Source organism: Lysinibacillus sp. FSL W7-1291 (assembly GCF_038593415.1).
GTDB lineage: Bacteria > Bacillota > Bacilli > Bacillales_A > Planococcaceae > Lysinibacillus > Lysinibacillus fusiformis_D.
Genome location: NZ_CP151994.1, coordinates 4,026,233 through 4,048,879 on the forward strand (window position 1 = coordinate 4,026,233; position 22,647 = coordinate 4,048,879).

Annotated in this window: 19 protein-coding genes and 1 tRNA gene; 6 read left to right on the forward strand and 14 right to left on the reverse strand. The window is 37.4% G+C overall.

All coding sequences use genetic code 11. From position 1 onward, the window contains the following. Positions 1-385 precede the first annotated feature (385 nt). Positions 386-2,134: a methyl-accepting chemotaxis protein gene (locus NST76_RS19555; RefSeq protein ID WP_036118985.1), complete on the forward strand. Its 1,749-nt coding sequence runs from the start codon at positions 386-388 to the stop codon at positions 2,132-2,134. Between the two features lie 135 nt (positions 2,135-2,269). Then, on the forward strand, positions 2,270-5,437 hold the full coding sequence (locus NST76_RS19560; RefSeq protein ID WP_342544372.1) for an amino acid adenylation domain-containing protein: 3,168 nt from the start codon (positions 2,270-2,272) through the stop codon (positions 5,435-5,437). A 349-nt stretch (positions 5,438-5,786) separates the two neighbouring features. On the opposite strand, the gene NST76_RS19565 is transcribed toward NST76_RS19560, so the two are convergent. The 5 genes from NST76_RS19565 to groES all read right to left on the reverse strand — a co-directional run bounded on the left by NST76_RS19565 (position 5,787) and on the right by groES (position 11,370). Further along, positions 5,787-6,797: an ABC transporter substrate-binding protein gene (locus NST76_RS19565; RefSeq protein WP_036118989.1), complete on the reverse strand. Its 1,011-nt coding sequence runs from the start codon at positions 6,795-6,797 to the stop codon at positions 5,787-5,789. A 10-nt stretch (positions 6,798-6,807) separates the two neighbouring features. Next, entirely contained in the window at positions 6,808-7,569 is a 762-nt protein-coding gene (locus tag NST76_RS19570) for an ABC transporter ATP-binding protein (RefSeq protein WP_036118991.1), read from the reverse strand. A 4-nt stretch (positions 7,570-7,573) separates the two neighbouring features. Beyond that, positions 7,574-8,623, reverse strand: coding sequence for an iron ABC transporter permease (locus NST76_RS19575; RefSeq protein WP_180957836.1), 1,050 nt, complete (start codon positions 8,621-8,623; stop codon positions 7,574-7,576). 700 nt (positions 8,624-9,323) lie between these two features. Beyond that, positions 9,324-10,955, reverse strand: coding sequence for a chaperonin GroEL (gene groL / locus NST76_RS19580; protein WP_058843576.1), 1,632 nt, complete (start codon positions 10,953-10,955; stop codon positions 9,324-9,326). A gap of 130 nt (positions 10,956-11,085) precedes the next feature. Beyond that, entirely contained in the window at positions 11,086-11,370 is a 285-nt protein-coding gene (gene groES / locus NST76_RS19585) for a co-chaperone GroES (RefSeq protein WP_004224358.1), read from the reverse strand. A 171-nt stretch (positions 11,371-11,541) separates the two neighbouring features. On the opposite strand from groES, the gene NST76_RS19590 reads away from it, so the two are divergent. After that, positions 11,542-12,306: a type II CAAX endopeptidase family protein gene (locus NST76_RS19590; RefSeq protein WP_058843575.1), complete on the forward strand. Its 765-nt coding sequence runs from the start codon at positions 11,542-11,544 to the stop codon at positions 12,304-12,306. A 77-nt stretch (positions 12,307-12,383) separates the two neighbouring features. Here NST76_RS19590 and tatC read toward each other — a convergent pair whose 3' ends face one another. The 3 genes from tatC to NST76_RS19605 all read right to left on the reverse strand — a co-directional run bounded on the left by tatC (position 12,384) and on the right by NST76_RS19605 (position 14,212). Further along, positions 12,384-13,208 carry a twin-arginine translocase subunit TatC gene (gene tatC, locus NST76_RS19595; RefSeq protein WP_036119000.1) on the reverse strand — a complete coding sequence of 275 codons (825 nt, stop codon included), beginning with the start codon at positions 13,206-13,208 and terminating at the stop codon, positions 12,384-12,386. Positions 13,209-13,225: 17 nt separating this feature from the next. After that, positions 13,226-13,411 carry a twin-arginine translocase TatA/TatE family subunit gene (locus NST76_RS19600; protein ID WP_010857065.1) on the reverse strand — a complete coding sequence of 62 codons (186 nt, stop codon included), beginning with the start codon at positions 13,409-13,411 and terminating at the stop codon, positions 13,226-13,228. Positions 13,412-13,576: 165 nt separating this feature from the next. Continuing rightward, positions 13,577-14,212, reverse strand: a complete 636-nt coding sequence (locus NST76_RS19605) for a redox-sensing transcriptional repressor Rex (RefSeq protein ID WP_036119002.1) — start codon at positions 14,210-14,212, stop codon at positions 13,577-13,579. Positions 14,213-14,465: 253 nt separating this feature from the next. On the opposite strand from NST76_RS19605, the gene NST76_RS19610 reads away from it, so the two are divergent. Continuing rightward, the gene (locus tag NST76_RS19610) at positions 14,466-16,409 is read left to right on the forward strand and encodes an ATP-binding cassette domain-containing protein (RefSeq protein WP_340812211.1); all 1,944 of its coding nucleotides are present in this window, start codon (positions 14,466-14,468) and stop codon (positions 16,407-16,409) included. A gap of 440 nt (positions 16,410-16,849) precedes the next feature. On the opposite strand, the gene tsaD is transcribed toward NST76_RS19610, so the two are convergent. From tsaD to NST76_RS19640, 6 genes are all read right to left on the reverse strand, one after another. Continuing rightward, positions 16,850-17,866 carry a tRNA (adenosine(37)-N6)-threonylcarbamoyltransferase complex transferase subunit TsaD gene (tsaD, locus tag NST76_RS19615; protein ID WP_058843573.1) on the reverse strand — a complete coding sequence of 339 codons (1,017 nt, stop codon included), beginning with the start codon at positions 17,864-17,866 and terminating at the stop codon, positions 16,850-16,852. Then, positions 17,866-18,318, reverse strand: coding sequence for a ribosomal protein S18-alanine N-acetyltransferase (gene rimI / locus NST76_RS19620; RefSeq protein ID WP_058843572.1), 453 nt, complete (start codon positions 18,316-18,318; stop codon positions 17,866-17,868). The genes tsaD and rimI overlap by 1 nt, the downstream gene beginning before the upstream one ends. After that, positions 18,311-19,018: a tRNA (adenosine(37)-N6)-threonylcarbamoyltransferase complex dimerization subunit type 1 TsaB gene (gene tsaB / locus NST76_RS19625; RefSeq protein ID WP_342544374.1), complete on the reverse strand. Its 708-nt coding sequence runs from the start codon at positions 19,016-19,018 to the stop codon at positions 18,311-18,313. The genes rimI and tsaB overlap by 8 nt, the downstream gene beginning before the upstream one ends. Further along, positions 19,015-19,464 (reverse strand): tRNA (adenosine(37)-N6)-threonylcarbamoyltransferase complex ATPase subunit type 1 TsaE, encoded by a 450-nt coding sequence (tsaE, locus tag NST76_RS19630; protein ID WP_036119017.1) that lies wholly within the window; start codon positions 19,462-19,464, stop codon positions 19,015-19,017. Before tsaE ends, tsaB begins: the two co-directional genes overlap by 4 nt. 185 nt (positions 19,465-19,649) lie before the next feature. Continuing rightward, entirely contained in the window at positions 19,650-19,988 is a 339-nt protein-coding gene (locus NST76_RS19635; protein ID WP_036119013.1) for a hypothetical protein, read from the reverse strand. 470 nt (positions 19,989-20,458) lie between these two features. Continuing rightward, a tRNA-Asp gene (locus tag NST76_RS19640) sits at positions 20,459-20,534 on the reverse strand. Positions 20,535-20,683: 149 nt separating this feature from the next. Between NST76_RS19640 and opp3b the strand changes: the two genes are divergently transcribed. Next, positions 20,684-21,613, forward strand: a complete 930-nt coding sequence (gene opp3b, locus NST76_RS19645; protein WP_058843570.1) for an oligopeptide ABC transporter permease — start codon at positions 20,684-20,686, stop codon at positions 21,611-21,613. Next, positions 21,610-22,641: an oligopeptide ABC transporter permease gene (opp3C, locus tag NST76_RS19650; RefSeq protein WP_330493945.1), complete on the forward strand. Its 1,032-nt coding sequence runs from the start codon at positions 21,610-21,612 to the stop codon at positions 22,639-22,641. Before opp3b ends, opp3C begins: the two co-directional genes overlap by 4 nt. Positions 22,642-22,647: the final 6 nt, after the last annotated feature.

The following is a 22,647-nucleotide window of genomic DNA, read 5'->3' on the forward strand; positions in this document are numbered from 1 at the left end:
AAATAGGATATCCACCAAATTTTTAATTCAATTGAAATCGACTAGTTCCAAGCAAACTTCTTTTTTATACTAGTAATCGTTCGAGTTTTTGTAAAAATACAGACTAAAATACAAAATAGACAGACTAAAAAACTAAATTCCATTCTTTAATTTTATAAATCTAGACTTTAAATAGTAAGTTTTCTGGGTTGTGAATCAATTTTTTTGGCAGTATAGTAGTTTAATGTTAGGGGATAAATAGATTACTTTGCATTCATAAATATTTAATATGCATCTGGACTTCTACGAATAACATCACAATCTTCAATGTGCAGTACATTGACTAAATTATCCATTTCTTATCCTTAGCTTGAAATATTTGTTATATCATATTAGGAGGAAAAGTATGAAAAAACGCAAGAAGCAGCATATGTCCATTAGCAAAAAACTAACCGTAATAATGGTAAGTATTTTATTATTATTTGGTTTAGTTACTCTAGGCCTTTCTTATTATATTGTCAGAAATAGTAATTTAACAGATATGGATCAATCGCTCTCTGACAAAGGCATGATCTTAGCAAAAACGATTGATATCAATACGTTGAAATCAATACTAGATAATCCAACAAACAGTAACTCCGACGCCTTAAAATTAACAAGAGAAATGGATGCGATCAATGACAATTCTGATAGCATTACCAATCTATTTTTAATTACGGTTAATGGAGAAAATATTAATGCACCTGTTCTTTCATCTAGTATACTAGAACTAGGTGCTGAATATAATCAAGATATGATTGCTATGGGTTTATCTCCCGATTTCCTAGCAAGAATCAAAGAGGTTTTTAACACAAAAAAAGCAACAGCAACAGATATTTATAGCGATGAGTTTGGTAGCTACAAAACGGGCCTCACACCCATTTTAGATGAAAATGGTGATATGTTGGCTGCATATGCCATTGACTATGACGTATCGATGGTAACTGGAAAAGCCATGTCTGAAGCTCTATGGACATTATTAGTCACTGTTATTTTCTTAATTGGTTCATCTATTGCTGTATACACTCTTTTGAGAAAAAAATTAACACCAATTCAACAGCTTTCCTTACAATCTAAAAAAGTAGCAGAAGGTAATTTAGAGCTTGAACCATTATCCGTTACTTCTACAGATGAAATAGGAACGCTCACACAAAACTTTAACTTAATGATTGAAAATCTAAAAACTGTCATTAAAAGTACAACAAACGTTTCTGCTCGTGTGTCAAACACAGCCAACGTTTTATCGGCAAATATGCAGGAAGCTTCCGATTCTTATAATAATGTAGCTTCTTCTATGCAAGAAATTGCGAGTGGTGCGGATCTCCAAGTTCAAAAGGCAAAAGAGAGTACGATTACTATTGAAGAAATGAGTATTGGTATCCAACGCATTGCGATGACATCCAATCAAATTTCAGAATCCTCTATCTTAGCATCAGAGGAAGCTGAAAGAGGTAATGAATCGACAAATAAATCAGTTGCACAAATGAATGCGATTAGTAAAGCTGTAAATCAGTCTGCTGCTTCTGTTAAATTACTTGGCGATCACTCCAATAAAATTGAAGAAATTGTGGGCATTATTACGGGAATCGCTTCCCAAACAAATTTACTGGCATTGAATGCAGCCATCGAAGCTGCCCGTGCTGGAGAAGCTGGTAGTGGGTTTGCAGTGGTTGCTGACGAGGTACGTAAGCTTGCTGAACAGTCTGAGGCATCTGCACGGGAAATTTCTACACTTATTTCTCATATCCAGCATGATACAAACGAATCTGTCAATATCATGGTTCACGCTGTAGAAGAGGTCGATCATGGAATTGTTATGATTAATGATTCAGAAAAATCATTTAGCCAGATTCTAACTTCCATTCATCATGTAACAGGACAAATTCAAGAGCTTTCTGCTACGATTGAAGAAATGGCAGCTGGTATGGAAGAAGTAACATCTGCTGTTAAAGATATGGAAGACTTCTCTATCAATTCAAAAGACAATACGAGAGCAGTTGCCGCAACTTCTGCCTCTCAGCTGAATACCGTACAACGAGTTTCTGAAGAAGCTCAAGTATTATCCGAGTTATCTGATGAACTATTAAATGTTGTTAATACCTTTGTAGTGAAATAAAAAAGCGAAAGGGCTGCTCTTATCAGGAGATGTATGTCCGTTAGAATTCTGAGAATGATTCATTTTCTGTGGAACTAATGGCATAAACACTCCTTCATAAGTGTCTGCCCTTTTCTAAAATAGGAGTTGTCATGATTGAATAATAAACGAGAATTTGATGTATACCCATTAGAGAATAATACGCATTCTTATGAGCCACAAACTCTACCATCCAATCGTACACAACTGTTGAACGAAGAAGATTTACTAGCCTATCAAACTTTAAACCAAACATTAGCTGACTACGATCAAAACACCACAATACCTGACGTATTTTATCAGGCAGCACAACAGTTTGCTGAACGCATTGCATTGTCCTTTGAAAATGGTAAGATGACCTACCATCAGCTAAATGAACAATCCAATCAAGTTGCTCACATGCTAATAGCAAACGGTCTGCAAAAAGGAAACTATGTGGCAATCGTTATGGAACGAAGTAAAGAAACAATCATCAGCCTTTTAGGTGTCCTGAAAGCTGGTGGTGTATATGTTCCTATTGATCCAAGCTACCCGAAAGAACGGTGTCAGTATCTATTAAACGATACAGGTGCCCCGTTTATTCTAACGAAAAACGAACATACAGCATTACTGAATGATTTCATACATAATGATTCCCAAACACGTACAGTGTTAACGATCAACCAATCAGAAAAAGGCTACTCACAGGAAAATCTAACTTGTGAAATACATCCATCCGACCTAGCCTATATTATTTATACTTCTGGTTCTACGGGCAAACCAAAAGGGGTTATGCTTAAACATGAATCTGTTATTAATTTGATTACAGATAATCAAAGAATCTACCATTCAACACAAGACGATGTATATTCTCAGTTTATCTCCTATAGTTTTGACCCATCAGTAACAGAGACTTTTACCGCTTTCTTTTCTGGAGCAAGGCTTCATATGCTAACAAGTGTGGAACGTCTATCGATTGAAGCATTTGCTGATATGATTGGTCGTGAGCAAGTAACCGCTGCCACTGTACCCAATGCTTTCTTTACACAGCTAGCAACACATTTACCTGTAGAATACCGAGAAAAACTGACAACACTAAACTACCTATCTGTTGGTGGCGAAGCTCTATTACCTGCTGTCGTTCAAAAATGGCATGAAAAATTTGGATTAACTACAGAAATTATTAATCTTTACGGACCAACTGAATGTACAGTATTGTCCTCTTACTTCAAGATAAAGGATTCTATAATAGATAAACAATCCAGTATTCCTATTGGCAGACCAATCGCTAATTATGAGATGTATGTTGTTAATGACGATGAGCAGCTTTGCCCAGTTCATGAAACTGGAGAATTATGTATTGCAGGTGCTGGTTTAGCAGCAGGCTATTTACATCAGCCAGAAAAAACGGCTGAGGTATTTGTACCTCATCTATTGAAGCCAGAACAAAAAATGTATCGTACAGGTGATTTAGTTCGCCTATTACCTAGTGGTATTATTGAATTTGTTGGGCGCAAGGATTCACAAATCAAAGTAAGGGGCTTCCGTATTGAGCTTGGAGAAATTGAAACGGTGTTAAGCAATCATCCTAACATTCAGGAAGTCGTAATCATTGCGAAGAAAAAGTCCGATGGTAACAATCATTTATTTGCCTACTATACAGTGACTAGTGGTATACAACTTGAGGAAGATATTTTAAGAGACTACCTGTCAACTCTTCTACCAGATTATATGGTGCCTGAGCGTTTTATAGAATTGCCTGAAATGCCGCTTTCTCCTACAGGAAAAATCGATCGAAAACAACTAGCATCACTGGAAGTGGTTTTATCGCGTAGCCATGCATACAGCGCACCCCAAAATAATATACAGCAGCTGCTAGCTATCGCATGGGAAAAGGCACTTGGTATCGAGCCAATAGGCATTCACGATAATTTCTTCCATATTGGAGGTCATTCATTAAAAGTGCTTGAAATTCTTGTACAAGTGAAAAAGCATATACCATTCTTAAAAATACAAGATTTCTTCCACTACCAAACGATTGCTGAGCTAGATCAATATATTCGTCATTATCAGCCGGAAGCTAATGACAATCAAGAGCAACCAGCTAATCTTGTTTTTAAGGATTTAATGGAGCCAAGTCCGCTGCAAGTCTCTCAAACTGTAAGACCCTTGCCAATGACGTCGGTATTATTAACAGGAGCTACAGGTTATTTAGGAAGCCATATATTATACGAGCTGTTAACAGTAACAAATGCACATATTTACTGTCTTATTCGACCAGGTGCCCATGCAACGATTAAGGACAAGCTAATGGATAGTATGCAATTTTACTTTGGCAACGATCTTGTTCATCCTATGAAAGAGCGTGTCACAGTTATCCCAGGCGACTTAGGAAAGCAACAACTTGATTTATCTGATGAAGCTGAACAAATGTTGCTGGAAAAAACCAATGCAATCATTCATTGTGGTGCCGATGTACGTCATTTTGGTGCGGCTGACCATTTCAATAATGTCAATGTGAATGGTACTCGCCATTTGCTTGAAATAGCTAAACGAAAACCGGGTATGCATTTCCATTATGTATCAACAATTGGTATTCCAGAGGAGTTAGCTGCCATTCAATGGGGCTCAAATGAGGCAAAAGGTAATTTTAATTACGATGTGAAGCTTAATAATGTGTATACCCAAAGTAAGCTAGAGGCGGAAAATCTTGTTCGAAATGCTGTAAATGATGCCATTCCTATTTCCATTTATCGTGTAGGAAATTTAAGTTGTCACTCTGAAACAGGCAAATTCCAACGTAATATTGATGACAATGCCTTTTACCGTATGATTAAATCGATGCTTTATTTAGGTAAAACACCTACTGCACAATGGCATGTTGACTTTACTCCTATTAATTATGCGAGCCAAGCACTCGTTTCTCTGGCGAGTCAGCCAGCAGCAAACGGTCATGTCTTCCATTTATGTAATCCTGTATCGCTTCCTTATTTAGAATTAATCGACATGATTAAGGAATTTGGCTATGATCTATCAATCGTTTCAGCACAGGAATATACAAATTGGCTATTGCATAGTGAGCATACAAAAGAAGCACAGGAATATTTATTGTTAGCCATTGCTCAGCTTGAAGGTGATGGAGCTGGTGATTCCCCGTTTATTTTCAATTGCAAAAAAACACTAGAATTTTTAGTCAATACGAAAATTGAATGTGCAGTACCTAATACAGCCTTTATTCACAGAATGATTCAATATGGAATAGATACAGGCTACTTCCCTGCTCCAAGTCAAGTCAACATAAGATAATCAAACAGGATATACAGCTATTTGCATATCGTTAACACTAACAGAGTAGGATACTTTTTTTAAGTACTCCCTTCTGGTGTTTAACGAAAATTTAAGAAATACAGGCTTTTGCAGGATCAGCAATGAGCATTGCTTGGTTGGGCATGTGCTATAAACCTCATTTGTTTGATACCATTAATATTAAGCGAGCCAAGAAAGAACTTTCTAGCTCGTTCTCGATTCACAACATCCTTTATCCATCTGCCGAAACAATTACAATGTTTAATAGAGAGCTGCTTCCATTGCTATAACAAAAAGGAGGAGAAATTAATAATTTCTCCCCCTTTTTTAAGCTGTCTAATCGACTCTCTTATTTAAATAAGTCTGGATACATCTCTTTTGCTAATGCTTCCATTCCATCTATTGTGTTGTAGCCATAACCAAACATGTAATTATAATCTACGATATAAATTTGTTTATTTTTAATAGCTTTCATGCTTGAAAGTTTAGGATTTGCATAAATTTCTTCGCGTACTTTTGTTAGATCAGAACCATCCCAGTTAGGAAGAATTAATACATCTGGATCTGCTGCAATTAATGTTTCAACACTTACATCGCCTGTTTCATCTTTGAAAATGTTATCTAATTTAACCATTTTGAATGCGTCATTGAAGAATGTTTCATCGTGAGCTGGGTATACAAAAAGCTCTTTTGGATCATTTGTATGCAAATAAGCAAAAGTTTTTTCTTCTTTAATACTTTCTAATTTTGAAGAAATGTTTTGTTGTCGCCCTTTTAATTCTTTAATAAAGCTATCCGCTTTGTCTTGCACTTTGAAAATTTTACCGATATTTTCGATATCTTTGTAAATAGAATCATATGTGCCACCTGTTACAGATGATTCTAAAACATATGTTTTAACGCCCATTTCATTAAGTGAGTCTACTGTCCCTACGCCCCATTCAGCATTATCAAATAAGCCACCGCGACCAAATACAAGATCAGGATCAGTTCCTAATGTAACCTCTTTCCCCACATACTCATCACTTAAAATATTTAACTTAGCGTATTCTTCTTCTACAGATTTATCGACTGCACCAAAGTTTGCACCGACACCAACGATTTTATCACCTAATCCTAAATGTAATAATAATTCTGCTGCTGGGCGTGTATTAGCCATAATTCTTTCAGGTGCTTTATCGAATACTTGATCTTTCTTTTCCCACGTTGAGCCTCCCTCAGCTTTTGCAAAGTTAGCAACTGTCAGTGGATAATAATCTTTTGTTTGTGTTTCCTCAGCTGTATTTTTTGATGTGTTACCACAAGCTGTTAATGTTAATAAAGCTGCTAAACCAATTCCTAATAATAGTTTTTTCTTCATGGTTTTCCTCCTATAGTCCATATGCAAAGCCTAATCCGTTTGTCACGGGATTAGTAAACGTTTGACATTTAATATGATATAAAGCTTCTATTGTTTCCGGTGTTAAAACCTCTGCTGGTGTGCCATGCGCATAGATTTCACCATCTTTGACCGCATAGAGATAATCACAGTAATGGGCTGCCATTTCTAAATCGTGAAGCGCTGCTAAAACACCGATGTTTAAACTTCTAACACAGGATAGTATTTCGATTTGATAACGAATATCTAAATGGTTTGTTGGCTCATCCAAAATCATAAATTTAGGCTGCTGAGCAATCGTTCTTGCTAAAATAACTCGTTGCTTTTCGCCACCAGATAGTGAAAGAAAACTACGCCCTCTATAGGATTGTAAGTTCGTACGCGTTAACGCCTCTTCCACTATGTCAAAATCCTTTTGGTTATCTGACTCTAGCATTTTTTTATGAGGTGTTCTGCCTAACATCACCATTTGCTGTACCGTTAAATCAAAATGCATTTCATTGAATTGCCCTACTACACCTAAGTGCTGAGAAATCTTTTTTTCAGGACTCTTCAAAACATCTAAATCATCTAAAAAAACCATCCCTTTTTGAGGCACAAGGCTTTTATAAATACTTTTCAACAAAGTTGACTTTCCGCATCCGTTTGGTCCGATTAAGCCCACAAATTGTTGCTTATTCACATGAATGGATATGTTTTTTACTATTTCCTTTTTGCCGATCTTTACCTCTATTTCCTTTGCTACTAATTCCATTGTTCTACCCTCCGAAGTTGTAACCTTTTTTTACAATCATATAGATAAATAATGGCGATCCAATGACAGAAGTAATGATACCAATTGGTAATTCAACATTTTGGATTAATGTTCGAGACAGAATATCCGCCCAAATCATGAAAAGACCACCTAAGAGCAATGTTCCTAACATTAATCGTTTATGGTCTGCTCCAAAAATGCCTCTCGTGATATGTGGAATAATTAAACCAACAAAACCGATCATACCCGCATAAGCAACCATTGTTCCTGTAATGAGCGAAGTAAGGATCATGTACAATTTGCGATAAGCACTTAGATTGATACCTAATGTGATAGCTGATTCATCTCCAAGTAGCATTGTATTTAGCACACGATGTTGGAAAAGGAATAACGCAGCCCCTAGCACAATCACAATTGTTAAAATCGGTGTTTTATCCCAGCTAGCAGAGGCCAAGCTTCCCATAGACCAAAACGTAACGGTTTTAATGCCCTCAGCATTATTCGCAAAAAAGATAATAAGACTTGAAAAAGAACTACATAATGCTCCAATGACAACACCTGATAAAACAAGTTTGACTGATGTCGCTTTACCACCAATGCTGGATAAGATCAGCACTGCCATAGAGGTAATCATTGCCCCTGCAAATGCTCCAAAGGCTACCCCAAACTGTGCCAACAATGCACTACTTCCAAAACCAACTAGAATGGCAAAGGTTGCACCCAATGACGCCCCTGAAGAAATACCAAGTATGTATGGATCAGCAAGGGGGTTTTGTACAACCGCCTGCATGACAGTCCCGCATAGTGCAAGTCCAACGCCAATCAATAATGCAAAAACCACACGAGGCATTCTGACCTGTAAAATAATATTCAAGTAGGATTCACTATCCACACTATCAAGCGAGCCAAGCTTCCCGTTGGATATAGTATGTAGCAAAATATCCATTGATTGCTTAAAAGGTATGCTGACTTGTCCTATTGATACAGAAAAAACGGCAGATATTAAAATGGCGCCTATTAAAAGCAAGATAATAACATAATAAATATTGCCCATTCCTATTCTGTTAGCTTCCTGATTATCCAAGATTTCACCTCTATCTAACAAACTATTAGTTAATGATAACGATTATCATTTTCATTTTGTATTGTAAGTGATAATCTTTTGAAAAACAACAGGAAAATTTTTAATTATAGATTATTCATACATTTAGTAGATGAATAATCCACTAATGGCGCTTTCATTCACTAAAATTATTTTTTCGTTGAGCATCACAACAATAAGTTTAGAAATCCCATTTATTATATAGAAGAGAAAATTTAGGAATTTCTAATTAACTAAATATAATCAACAATTGAATGCGAAAATGCTCGCTTTTATTTTTGACTATGGGTCTGTTTTATTTGGTTTATGATTATCTCATTGGGAACTAGAGGAATTAGCTATAGGAGAATTGCTATTGGAATCCCCCTCGCCTAACTACCTTGACTAAAGGTTAGGCAACAGGAAAATCAGCAATCGATGATGGAGGTAAATTTAAACAATTTATTGGAGCTATGATGAAATCACCCTGCTGTTAAATGGATCATCGACTATAAATAGAGCTCATTGGAAAAAGGGGACTGAATGGGACAAATATAGAGCGATATACTTGTTACAAGCGCTGTACATTTAAGCTATTCATTATAAAAACCACTTCCCATAAAGTTATGGAAAGTGGTTATGTTTAGTCAAAAATTTTAGCTGAAACTAAAACTTACATCATGCCTGGCATACCGCCCATGCCGCTCATATCTGGCATTGCTGGTGCTGCTTCTGGAATATCTGCTACAACTGCTTCTGTTGTTAAGAATAGCGCTGCAACTGATGCTGCGTTTTGTAAAGCTGAACGAGTTACTTTTGCTGGGTCCACTACGCCTGCTTCCATCATGTTTACCCATTCGCCAGTAGCTGCATTGAAACCAATGCCAACTTCTTCACGTTTTAGGCGATCCACGATGATTGAACCTTCAAGACCAGCGTTATTAGCGATTTGGCGAACTGGTTCTTCTAAAGCACGTAAAACGATTTTCACACCTGTAGCTACGTCGCCGTCTACTGATTCAGCTGCTTTTTCCACTGCTGCATAGACGTTAAGAAGGGCTGTACCACCACCTGATACGATACCTTCTTCAACAGCGGCACGAGTAGAGTTTAGGGCATCTTCAATACGAAGTTTACGTTCTTTAAGCTCAGTTTCTGTTGCAGCACCAACTTTGATAACTGCTACGCCACCTGCTAATTTTGCAAGACGTTCTTGTAATTTTTCTTTATCGAATTCTGATGTTGTTTCAGCAAGTTGTGCACGGATTTGACCAATGCGTCCTTCGATTGCGTCTGCACCGCCAACACCTTCAACGATTGTTGTGTTGTCTTTTGTTACAACAACTTTTGCTGCACGTCCAAGTGAAGAAATATCCGCTGATTTTAGGTCTAAGCCTAATTCTTCAGTAATTACTTGACCACCAGTTAGGATAGCGATATCTTCAAGCATTGCTTTACGACGATCACCGAAGCCTGGTGCTTTTACTGCTACAGCATTGAATGTACCACGAAGCTTGTTCACAACAAGCGTTGCAAGTGCTTCACCTTCCACGTCTTCAGCAATGATTACTAATGGACGACCTTGTTGTACCACTTGTTCTAATAATGGTAATACTTCTTGAATGTTTGTAATTTTTTTATCAGTAATTAAAATGTATGGGTTATCAAGAACCGCTTCCATTTTATCTGTGTCAGTTACCATGTAGTGTGAAGCATAGCCACGGTCAAACTGCATACCTTCTACTACATCAAGTTCTGTTGTGAAGCCTTTAGATTCTTCGATTGTAATAACGCCGTCGTTACCAACACGCTCCATTGCTTCAGCGATCAGTTGTCCAACTTCATCATCTGCAGCAGAAATAGCAGCAACTTGTGCAATTTCTTCTTTATTGCTTACTGGACGAGAAATAGCATGTAATTCTGTAAGTGCAGCAGCAACTGCTTTATCAATACCTTTGCGGATACCTACAGGATTTGCACCAGCCGTAACGTTTTTCAAGCCTTCACGAATAATTGCTTGTGCTAATACTGTTGCTGTTGTTGTACCGTCACCAGCGATTTCATTTGTCTTAGAAGCAACCTCTGCTACTAATTTTGCCCCCATGTTTTCATATGGGTTTTCTAGCTCGATTTCTTTAGCGATTGTTACACCATCATTTGTAATAAGTGGTGAACCGAATTTTTTTTCTAAAACAACATTACGCCCTTTTGGTCCTAATGTTACTTTTACTGTATTCGCTAATTTATCTACACCTTGTAACATTAATGAACGAGCGTCTTCTGAGAATTTAATATCTTTTGCCATGAGAATTTACCCTCCTGAAATGGAATATTCGTTAAGCTTCTTCAATATATTTATATCAATTTCATCTTATTGTCATTTTCGTTAAACAAACAATAAGCCTTCACCTTTATTTAAGGTGTGAATAATGTACTTATTCAATAATTGCAAGAATATCGCTTTCGCGTAAAATTAGGTATTCATTACCTTCAAATTTAACTTCTGTTCCAGCGTATTTAGAGAAAATAATGCGGTCGTCAACTTTAACGTCAAGCTCTACACGTTGCCCGTTCTCTAATACACGACCTGTCCCAACTGCTACTACTTTACCCTCTTGTGGTTTTTCTTTTGCAGAGTCAGGTAGTACAATACCGAATGCAGATTTCTCTTCTACCTCGATTAGTTCAATTACAATACGATCTCCTAGTGGTCTTAACAAGTGAAACAACCTCCTAATAATTAAATAATTGTTAAAATTTATTAGCACTCTATATCAATGAGTGCTAACACAATTATTATGATAATCAATCACACTTTTTTTTGCAAGCCAGAACTTCGAAAAATTTTGTTTTCTTTCCATATTCCTCTACAATAGAAAGGAAGCATATGAATGGAAAGGATTTTGACTGTGACTAATTCTCAAAAAATAACGAAACATAAAAAAACAGCCCTGTATGTCTTATTAATTTATATCTTGATGCAGATTTCAAGCAGATGGCTGCTCTTACCGTTTCATAAGCTCGTTATGAAGATAACTGGTCTAGCTTCTGAACAAGCGGCTCCCATTACTCAAGGCTGGTATATTGCCCTTAGTTTTGCTATTGCGCTCATTTTAAGCTTAATCCTAACATCTCGTGATAAAGCCTTTTGGAACATTTATCAAGGAAAAAAGGAAACGATCCCTCTTACAATTGTTTGGGGAATCTTCGGTTTCTTCCTCGTGTTCTTTGGTCAAATGATTGGTGCCGCTATTGAGATGGCTGTTTTCGGTATCGAAGGAGGTTCCCAAAATACCGCAGATATCGTCGCTATAGCTCAAGGTGCTCCCGTTGCTATATTAGCGATTGTTGTATTTGGGCCTATTTTAGAAGAATTCGTCTTCCGCAGAGTCATATTTGGCTCGCTTGTCCAAACAACAAATTTCTGGGTGGCGGCTATAGTAAGTGCCATATTCTTTGCGATTATCCACTTCGACTTCTCGCATATCTTGCTTTATACCATTTGTGGCTTAATATTTGCCTTTTTATATCACAAAACAAAACGCATTTGGACTTCTATTATCGCACACGTTATGCTTAATGGATTTGTGACACTTGTACAATTCTATGCAGAGCCATTGCAAAAGTTTCTTCAAGAACTAGAAAAAATGCAATAATTTTTTGTAAAGTCATCGTAAAGCGGAATTAGAACACAAAAGCTCGGTGTCCCATTGAGGGCACCGAGCTTTATCTATTACTGTTGATTCAATTCTTCTATTTGTCGTCGTTGCTGCTCAAGCGCCTCTTCAATCTGACGCTTTTGCTCCGCTTCCTGTTCTTCTTTTAAACGAATTTCCTCTGATTTAAGATATTTCTTATAACCAATCCGAGAAATCATAATACTAATTTCATACAAGATAAACAATGGCACAGAAACCATTAAATGTGACGCCAACTCAGGCGGTGCAATAATCGCTGCACATACAAATAAACCAAAGTATGAATATTTACGAATTCGAATTAGTAAATCTGGACTTAATATACCAATTCGCGAAAAGAATAAAACAACAATCGGTAACTGGAATAGAAAACCAAAAGGTATTGTAAGCTTAAACAAAAATGTAAAATACTCATGTATACCAATGGTTTGCTGTATCTCCAAATCATTCGATAAATTCATCATGAATTTTATGACATACGGGAAGAGTAAAAAGTACGAAAAAGATAACCCTGCAATAAACAATAGAAATGAATATGGTATATAGCTTAGAGTGGCTTTACGTTCTACTTCTCTTAATCCAGGGCTGATAAACGACCACAATTGATACATCAACACTGGCGATGAAAGAATAAAGGCAATTATAAAAACAACTTGGATATAAATCGCAAGTGGTGTGACTACGTCAAATGCATGAAGCTCAATATTATATTTTGCTCCAGTCATTTGAAGGTATTTAACAAGCGGCTTTGCGACGAAAAAGCCGCCAGCCATAGCGAGAACAAAGAAAACGGCAACAATGAACAGCCGTTTTCTTAATTCTTCTATATGCTCAATGACAGTTAGATCTTTTGGATTCATTCCTCAAACATCCTAACTTACTTATCTAGTTCTTTCTTTTTCTTGTCATCATCATCTTCGTCGGCTAAACCTTTAGTAGCATTTTTGAATTCACGTAGTGTTGAACCAAATGCCTTACCAAGCTCTGGTAACTTCTTAGGGCCAAAAATTAATAACGCGACAATTCCGATAATAATGAGGCTCATAGGACCAATTCCACCCATTACAGCCACCTCCTCTTTATATCCATCATTTTAACGCATATTTCGCCATTTTGCTAACTAATTATATGTGAAAGTTTTTCGTCTCTCTCATAGGTTTACCCGCATTTTATTAAAAAATATTATTTGACAGAAATGGTGAATTACACTTAAAAATATGTATTATTTTCACACTTCCTGATTACGAATTAAATATATAAGCGCTTGCAATTCTACCGATAAATCAATGGTTAAGAGCTGCATTCTATCTGGTACTGTTAACCGTTCTGGTGTAAAGTTTAAAATACCCTTTGCATTCATTGCTGCTAAACGATCCGCCATTTTTTGTGCGGAGCGTGGTGAAACGGTTAAAATCGCAAGCTCTGCACCGTATTCAGCATACTTCTCCTCCAGCAAATCTGGATGAAAAACAGGAATATTACTAATCATTTTGCCATCCTTCGGTGCTTTAGAATCGAATGCTACGACAATATGTGTATTATGGTTTTTTTGAAAATTATATTTTAATAATGCACTGCCCAAATTCCCCACGCCAATTAACGCTACTTTTGTCGCTTCATGTTGATCAAGCGTCTGGCTAAAAAATTGTAATAAATGCTGCACATCATAGCCATAGCCCTTTTTACCAAGAGCGCCAAAATAAGAAAAATCACGGCGAATCGTTGCAGAATCTATTTTCATCGCTTCACTCAGTTCCTTCGACGAAATACGTTCCATACCTTCTTGTGCAAAGTTTTGAATAAATCGATAGTAAAGAGGAAGTCTTTTTGTAGTGGCTTGTGGGATTTTTAATTCTTGTTTCAAACTTTCTCCTCCTTATGATGAACCTCAATCAATTTTACTGTATTTAACTACTAATTTTAATACATTTATCCTTAACTATATACAACATTTTTGCAATCCACTAGCGTATTTCTCTTTAGTTAATGGCGCTTTGTACGCAACTAACTAAAAAGAAATCGTTTCAATCTTACATGACTGCTAGGAATAAGTAAAGCACCTACATTGCATGCAAATCGTTCATCCATTACACTAAGGTAGAATTGAGGTGTCAAGAATGATTGTTTTACAGGTCAATCAACTAACTAAATCCTTTCTTGCAGATGAAATTTTAAGTGGTGTTAAATTAGAAGTTCAACACCGTGATCGCGTTGCCTTAGTAGGGCGAAACGGTGCAGGTAAATCGACTTTATTAAAAATAATCGCTGGTCAAATGTCCTATGACTCTGGGGATATCATTATCCCAAAGGGCGTTCAGGTTGGCTATTTAGAGCAACATGCTGGATTAAATTCTACGTTAACTATTTGGGATGAAATGATGACCATTTTCGAACCGCTTTTAGCTCAAGAACAAACGCTCCGCTCGCTCGAACAGCAGATGGCTGATCCTACCGTTTACGAAAATTCCACTCTGTATGCGAAAGTTATGTCGGAATACGATCAACTACAGCATACTTTTAAGGATGCTGGCGGCTATCAATATGAATCGGACATACGTTCAGTGCTTCATGGAATGCAGTTCTATCCCGAAGACTATGATAAACCCATCAGCTCACTATCTGGTGGACAACGCACACGTTTAGCACTGGCTAAGCTTTTACTTAGTAAACCAGACCTTTTAATTCTCGATGAGCCTACGAACCATTTAGATATCGAAACATTATCTTGGTTGGAATCTTATTTAAAGAGCTATGAAGGAGCTATTTTAATTGTTTCCCATGACCGCTACTTCTTAGACCAAGTCGTTTCCATTGTCTACGAGGTGTCACGTCATCGTGTTACAAAATATACAGGCAATTACAGTGCTTATTTAGATGAAAAGGCTAAAACCTATGAACGCGATGTCAAACTTTTTGAGCGTCAGCAAGATGAAAAGGCCAAGCTAGAGGATTTTATCCAAAAGAATATTGCACGTGCCTCTACAACAAAAATGGCACAAAGTCGACGTAAAATGCTTGAACGAACTGAGTGGATGGAATCGCCAGATGGTGATGAGAAATCCGCTAGTTTTGGTTTTACTATCGAACGTCAAAGTGGTAATGATGTTTTATCCGTCGATGATTTAACAATCGGCTATGATGATCAGCTAATATCTAGTGGTATTAACCTGCGCACTTTTCGCGAGGATCGGATAGCCCTTGTTGGACCAAATGGGGTTGGTAAATCAACATTATTAAAAACAATTGTGAAAGATTTAACACCTCTTGCAGGTGCTATTCGTTATGGTACTAATGTACAAATTGGCTATTATGATCAAGAGCAAGCAAAGCTTTCAAGCAATAAAAGTGTCTTGAAAGAGCTATGGGATGAATGGCCGCTCATGAATGAAAAAGATATTCGCACTGTCTTAGGACGCTTCCTATTTAGTGGAGAAGATGTGGATAAAACCGTATCCTCTTTATCAGGCGGTGAAAAAGCACGCCTTGCACTCTCAAAATTAATGATGCAAAAGGCCAATTTTTTAATTCTCGACGAGCCTACAAACCATCTAGACTTAGATAGTAAAGAGGTTCTGGAAAATGCACTGATTGATTATCCTGGAACGCTTCTATTTGTCTCCCATGACCGCTACTTCATTAATCGTATCACAACGAAAGTGGTGGAGTTGTCTGGAACTGGGTCATTTGAATATTTAGGTGACTATGATTATTATGTAGAGAAAAAACAGGAACTGTTGGAGCTAGCGCAAATGAAGGCTGCCTCCCAACTACAAGTACAGCAAGACCTCCCTGATAAGACTTCTACCTCTAAAATTGATAAAGAGGCAAAAAAACGCGAACGTCAAATTAGACGTACTATTGAAGAACTAGAAGTGAAAATGCAAGAAACGACAGCTAGCATTGATAGGCTCGAGGAAGCTCTCTGTGACCCTGCAATTTTCACGGATCACGAAAAAATTTCACAGCTTCAAGACGAATTAGCTATTGCTAAAGAACAGCATGAGCGATTGGAATTAGAATGGTTAGAGCTAAATGAGGAACTTGAAAATATGAATATGTAGTTACTGATTTTAAGCCATGTGCCTCGCCGCATGGCTTTTTTCTTTACACACCTTTATTTTTCATATATATTGGTCAAGTGCTATTTTTCGACAAAAAATGCCCACAGTTTTATACACACTATAAATCTAGTAATACCAACATATCAACAGAGTTTTCCACATTGTCCACAATCAAAAATTATTTTATCCACATCCTACCTTGTAAAACATGCTACTATATATTGAATAATCACAAGTTATACACAAGTTATCAACATATTGTGCATAAGTACGCGTGTTCGGTACTTAGTTCGCTCCATTACCTGTGGATAATTTTCTGAAAAATTTGTCAATTAATGTGTTGAATATTATTATTCTCTTCGCAACGTTCATTTTTTATCAACAAATTTTCGACAATCAAAAAAGAGATATCTTCAATAAGATACCTCCTTCATTTACTGCTACACCCAAGATTTTAACTCCATTCCGGGACGTCCATTCATCATTAAGTTTCCTCGAACCCCCGCCTCAAACATTGGCATGGCTGCTGCTCCAATCATTGCCGCATTATCTGTACACAATTTGAGTGGTGGTACAAAAAATGGGATACCTTCCTCGGCAAATACAGCCTCTAAAGCGCTTCGCAGACCTTTATTCGCTGCTACACCACCAGCTGCTATGACTTGCTTCACCTGATATTCGCGAGCAGCACGCAATGTTTTCGCTGTCAGTACTTCGACAACACTTTCCTGAAAACCTTTAGCAACGGCTGCTGGCGAAATAGCTTCGCCTCGTTGATCCATATTGTGTTTATAATTGATGACTGCTGATTTTAAGCCACTAAAGCTAAAATCATAAGAACCCTCCTCTAACCAAACTCTTGGAAAAGGAACAGCCTCTTCACCCTCATGAGCAAGCTGATCAATACGTGGTCCACCTGGATAAGGTAAGTTTAAAACGCGTGCCACTTTATCATAGGCTTCACCAGCTGCATCATCTCGTGTTTCACCAATGACCTCAAAGGAGCCATGTTCCTTCATATAAACAAGCTCTGTATGACCACCTGATACGACAAGTGCCAACAAAGGAAATTCCATTGGCTGAACAAGTGCATTGGCATAAATATGTCCTGCAATATGGTGGACGCCAACAATCGGCAAGCTGTTAGCAAAAGCAAAAGCCTTAGCTGCGTTAATGCCAATCAATAATGCCCCTACAAGACCTGGGCCCTCTGTAACAGCAACTGCATCTAAATCAGCTGGCTTTAAATTAGCTTGTGCCAGTGCTTCTTCTATTACTACTGTAATTTGTTCAACATGATGACGTGATGCAATTTCAGGTACAACCCCACCAAATCGCTTATGACTTTCTATTTGAGAAGCCACAACATTCGACACAATTTCATGACCATTTCGAATAATCGCTGCAGCTGTTTCATCACAACTTGATTCTATTGCTAATATCAATCCATTATTCATTATAAATTCACCCACATGACAAGGGCATCCTCCCCGTTATCAGTATAATAGCCTTTCCGTATGCCACCATCTTGGAATTGAAGCTTGCGATAGAGATTTTGTGCAACCATATTTGTTACACGTACCTCTAACGTCATGACCTCCATTCCATGTAAACGAGCTATTTGCATCGCCTCACGCATTAACCCCTCGCCTATCCCTCGGCCACGTGCCTCCTCAATAACAGCTACATTTGTAATTTGAGCTGCATCTATGACCATCCACATCCCACAAAAACCAATAATACTGTCATTTTCATCTATAGCCAGCACATAATGCGCATACTGATTTTCATGCACTTCGTAGTAAAAGGAATCTAACGTCCATGGCACTGGAAATGAAGTCACTTCAATTTCATAAACCGTTGGCACATCGTCAGAAACCATTTTACGATAAGTTACATTCCTACTCATGTTCCTTCTCCTTCTGTTCTTTCAGCCAGTTCGCCTCAGCTTCTGCAATCCGTTTATATTGTGGAACAAAGCGATGGATAGCTTCGACTCTAGGTAACTCTAATTTCGTTGCTACACGAATGACTTCCGTTGCGCGTGGCAAGTCAATACTAAATGGTGCACGTACTGCTGTATCACCAAGCACCTGCTCAATATTCTCCCAAAATATATCAACATCTGTTCCTACAAATAAAATAGGCGCCTCTAATGCCTTTAAACGCACTAATAAATCATCAATATGTACATGATGATCCTCCACAAGGGCCTCTAATGTCTCGCCCTGATAAACAGCTGTATAGACATTGCCTCTTCTAGCATCAATAATTGGACAAATCAATCCGTTGTAAAGAGCAGCATTAGCAGCCAATGTCTTTAAGCTAGATACACCAACTAAAGGCTTCTGTAATGTCCATGCTAGGGTTTTTGCTAATGTCACGCCTATACGAACACCTGTATAAGAACCTGGCCCTTCAGACACTGCAATCACATCCAAGTCATTCGGTTTTAAACCTATTCGTGCCAAGATTTCTTCAATCGCCGGCATTGCACCTGCAGAATGCGTTAATTTTATGTTTTGTACCATCTCGGCCACCACTTTGCCATCCTTCACAACTGCAATGGAGAGTGGTGTATTTGCTGTTTCTATTCCTAACCAAATCATTTCATTAGCTCCTCACATAGTGCCTCATAGCGTTCTCCACGAGGTATTAACACAAAGCGTCGTTCATTTTCTCCGATTCGGTAAATCTCTATCGCTAAGCGATCCTGTGGCAAATCCTGTTCAATTAAATGCGCCCATTCGACCACTGAAACTGCATCTCCATAAAACAGTTCATCCCAGCCTAGGTCTTCATCACTTTCTGCTAACCTATACACATCTAAATGATTAAACGGTAATCTCCCCTCATACTGCTTAACAATCGTAAATGTTGGACTGTTGACTGTTCGTTTGACCCCAAGTCCCTTTGCCAAGGCTTTCGTAAATGTTGTCTTGCCAGCACCTAGATCCCCTTCTAATGTAATCGTATCTTGAGCTTCTAGTATATTGGCAAGTTTAATGGCGAAACGTTCTGTATCATCAACTGAATTCATGATTATTTCATACATATTCTTTTTTCCTCTCATCACTACATTACCTCTAGTTTACCTAAACTAACGAAAATGTTCAAAGCATCCAATATCAATTATACCTGCTTTGATTATGCTTGTTAAAAAGCCCTGTTCTGTGATGACAATAGTTAGGTAACCTAAATGCAAACAAAAACACGTCTTCTCTTATGAAGACGTGTCAACTATCTATTGGAATGACCTTTTACAGCTATGATCTCTTTAGCAATTAATTTATCATCCTTAAATTTCACTATATAAGCCTGAGTCAACAGGGTTTCATCATTCCAACGATATTCATTATTTTTAACCTTTTTACCTGCGCCGCCTGCTGTCTCTACTACCTCAATATATGACATATCATTTTTTAATTTCTCAAATTCTACTTCGTTCATATTTTTTTGCCAGTGATACGTATTTGCTTCTTCAATCTCTATAATAGGATCTCCACAGCCTACCATCATAATCATGGAACCAATAAGCAAAGGTAAATAAAGACGTTTTAAGAAATGGTCTTTGCTCATATAAACACCTCCGTAGCCAATCCGATTACTTCTAAATTTTTACCCCTAATTTTTATTTTAGAAACATATCTCATTTTACCTTATAAAAACGCCCTCATTTATCGGTAATTTTTACTATTTTTAGATAATGTTAAAAATATGCAATAAGTTAGGCTCATGTCAATAATTCAATTAACTTCACTGGGATTGGGTGATTTTTTAGTAGCAGTAGAGGCGTTATTTAGGGCAATAGATGTTATTTTATTAAAACCAATGGGAGGTTGGTCATAAAGGCTTCAGAAATTGTAAAGCTTTTAGCCTCTATGTTTCTACCCTATGAACTGGGTCTTTATAAAATGATGCTTTCACAATTTCAACATAAGCTTGAATGCATTTCATGCTCAAATGCTAAGTTGAAAGAAAATCATTATTAAATAAAAAAAGCTCTTATGACTGTAGCAGTACATAAGAGCGATCATATCAATTTTAAATGGCGGTCCCGACCGGGATCGAACCGGCGATCTCCTGCGTGACAGGCAGGCATGTTAACCGCTACACCACGGGACCTCTTTAAGACATTTATAAATATATCATATAGTAAAAAGCTATGCAATATATATTTTCATATTTTTTCTTCTCATAATTTCTGCAATTGGCATCAATCTTGCAAATAAATTAATAGTTTTAACAACACTATTTAGTAGGAGGTTGGTGCCATGGTTCGGTACATATTTACACGAATTGGTTATATGATCATTACCCTTTTTATTATTATTCTACTGTCATTTTTATTAATGAAAGCTTTGCCAGGTTCACCATTTAATGATGAGCGTCTTCCGGAGCCTCAAAAAGAGCTACTTTACAAAAAATATGGGTTAGACAAGCCTGTTCCTGTGCAATTTGGCATTTATTTAACGAATCTTGTACAAGGAGATTTAGGAGTTTCTTTTGTCTTTGATAATCGACCAGTGACTAAAATTATTCAGGAACGTATCGGTGCATCGGCAATTTTGGGCTTTCAAGCCATTATCGTGGGAACAATTATTGGGCTTTTATTAGGAATTATAGCGGCTCTAAAACATAACACTATTATTGATTATGGAGCCACAATACTAGCCGTACTAGGTATATCGATTCCATCGTTTGTCTTTGCAGGCTTTCTACAATATTGGGTTGGCGTTAAACTAGGCTGGCTACCCATTGCCTTTTGGAATGGCTTTGAATATTCTATTTTACCAACGATTGCTTTAGCAGTTGGAGTAGTTGCTACAATTGCCCGTTTCACGCGCATTGAAATGCTAGAAGTACTTAGTCAAGAATACATCTTAACCGCAAAAGCCAAAGGTTTATCAAACCCTTTTATCATTACAAAACATGGTATTCGAAATGCCATGATTCCAATCGTGACTATTATTGGTCCGTTAACTGTTAACACTATTACTGGTTCACTTGTTATTGAAAAGATATTCAGTATTCCAGGTTTAGGTGAGCAGTTTGTTAATTCTATTATTACCAACGATTATCAGCTAATTATGGGAACAACTATTTTTTATGCGGTGCTATTTGTAACCGTTATTTTAATCATCGATATTTTATACGGGTTGATTGATCCCCGAATCCGTGTGACAGGAGGCGATAAGGCATGACTATAAAATTGACAGAAGGTATAACTAAGAGCTATTCAAAGGAGTTATTTGAATATGCAACGCAAACTGATATTACGGATGATATCACCTATCGTCCTGAGCAATCATTTTGGCAAGATGCATGGCGTGGTTTGCGGAAAAATAAAGCAGCTATTGTTGGGTTATGTACTATTATCGTCGTTATATTACTTGCCATTTTCGGCCCTTTTATGAATAGCCACGGTTATGATGAACAAAATATTGCGCGCACTAATTTACCTCCAAAAATTCCTGTCCTTGAGAATATTTCTTTCTTAGGCTTGAATGGTGTTGATAGCCGAGGCGTAGACCAATATGAAGCAAAAGGGGTTGCAGAATATTTTTGGTTTGGTACAGATGAATTAGGTCGAGATCTTTGGACGCGTATATGGGAAGGAACACGAATTTCTCTTTATATTGCTTTTTTAGCAGCAACCATCGATCTCATTATAGGGGTTGCCTATGGGGCTGTCTCAGCATTTTATGGTGGTCGGACAGATAATATCATGCAACGTATTATTGAAGTGTTAGTTGGTATCCCTGGCCTAATTGTGAACATACTTTTGATTCTTATTTTAAAGCCAGGGATTATTTCGATTACGATTGCAATGGTGATTGTAGGCTGGATCAGTATGGCTCGAATTGTTCGAGCACAAATATTGAAGTTAAAATCATATGAATATGTGCTTGCTTCACGGACACTTGGTGCTAGTAACCAACGTCTCATTTGGAAGCATTTAATTCCCAACACGCTTGGGCCAATTATTGTTGCAACTACGTTTACTATTCCAGGAGCCATTTTCACGGAAGCATTATTAAGCTTCATCGGATTAGGGCTACAGCCTCCAACAGCTTCTTTAGGAACAATTGTCAATGATTCGTATAAATTACTACGAATTTATCCACATGGCATGATTGTTTCATCTATTGTCATTAGCTTGATTATGATTAGCTTTAATTTACTCGGAGATGGACTGCGTGATGCATTCGATCCAAAAACTCGTAAATAAGGAGAT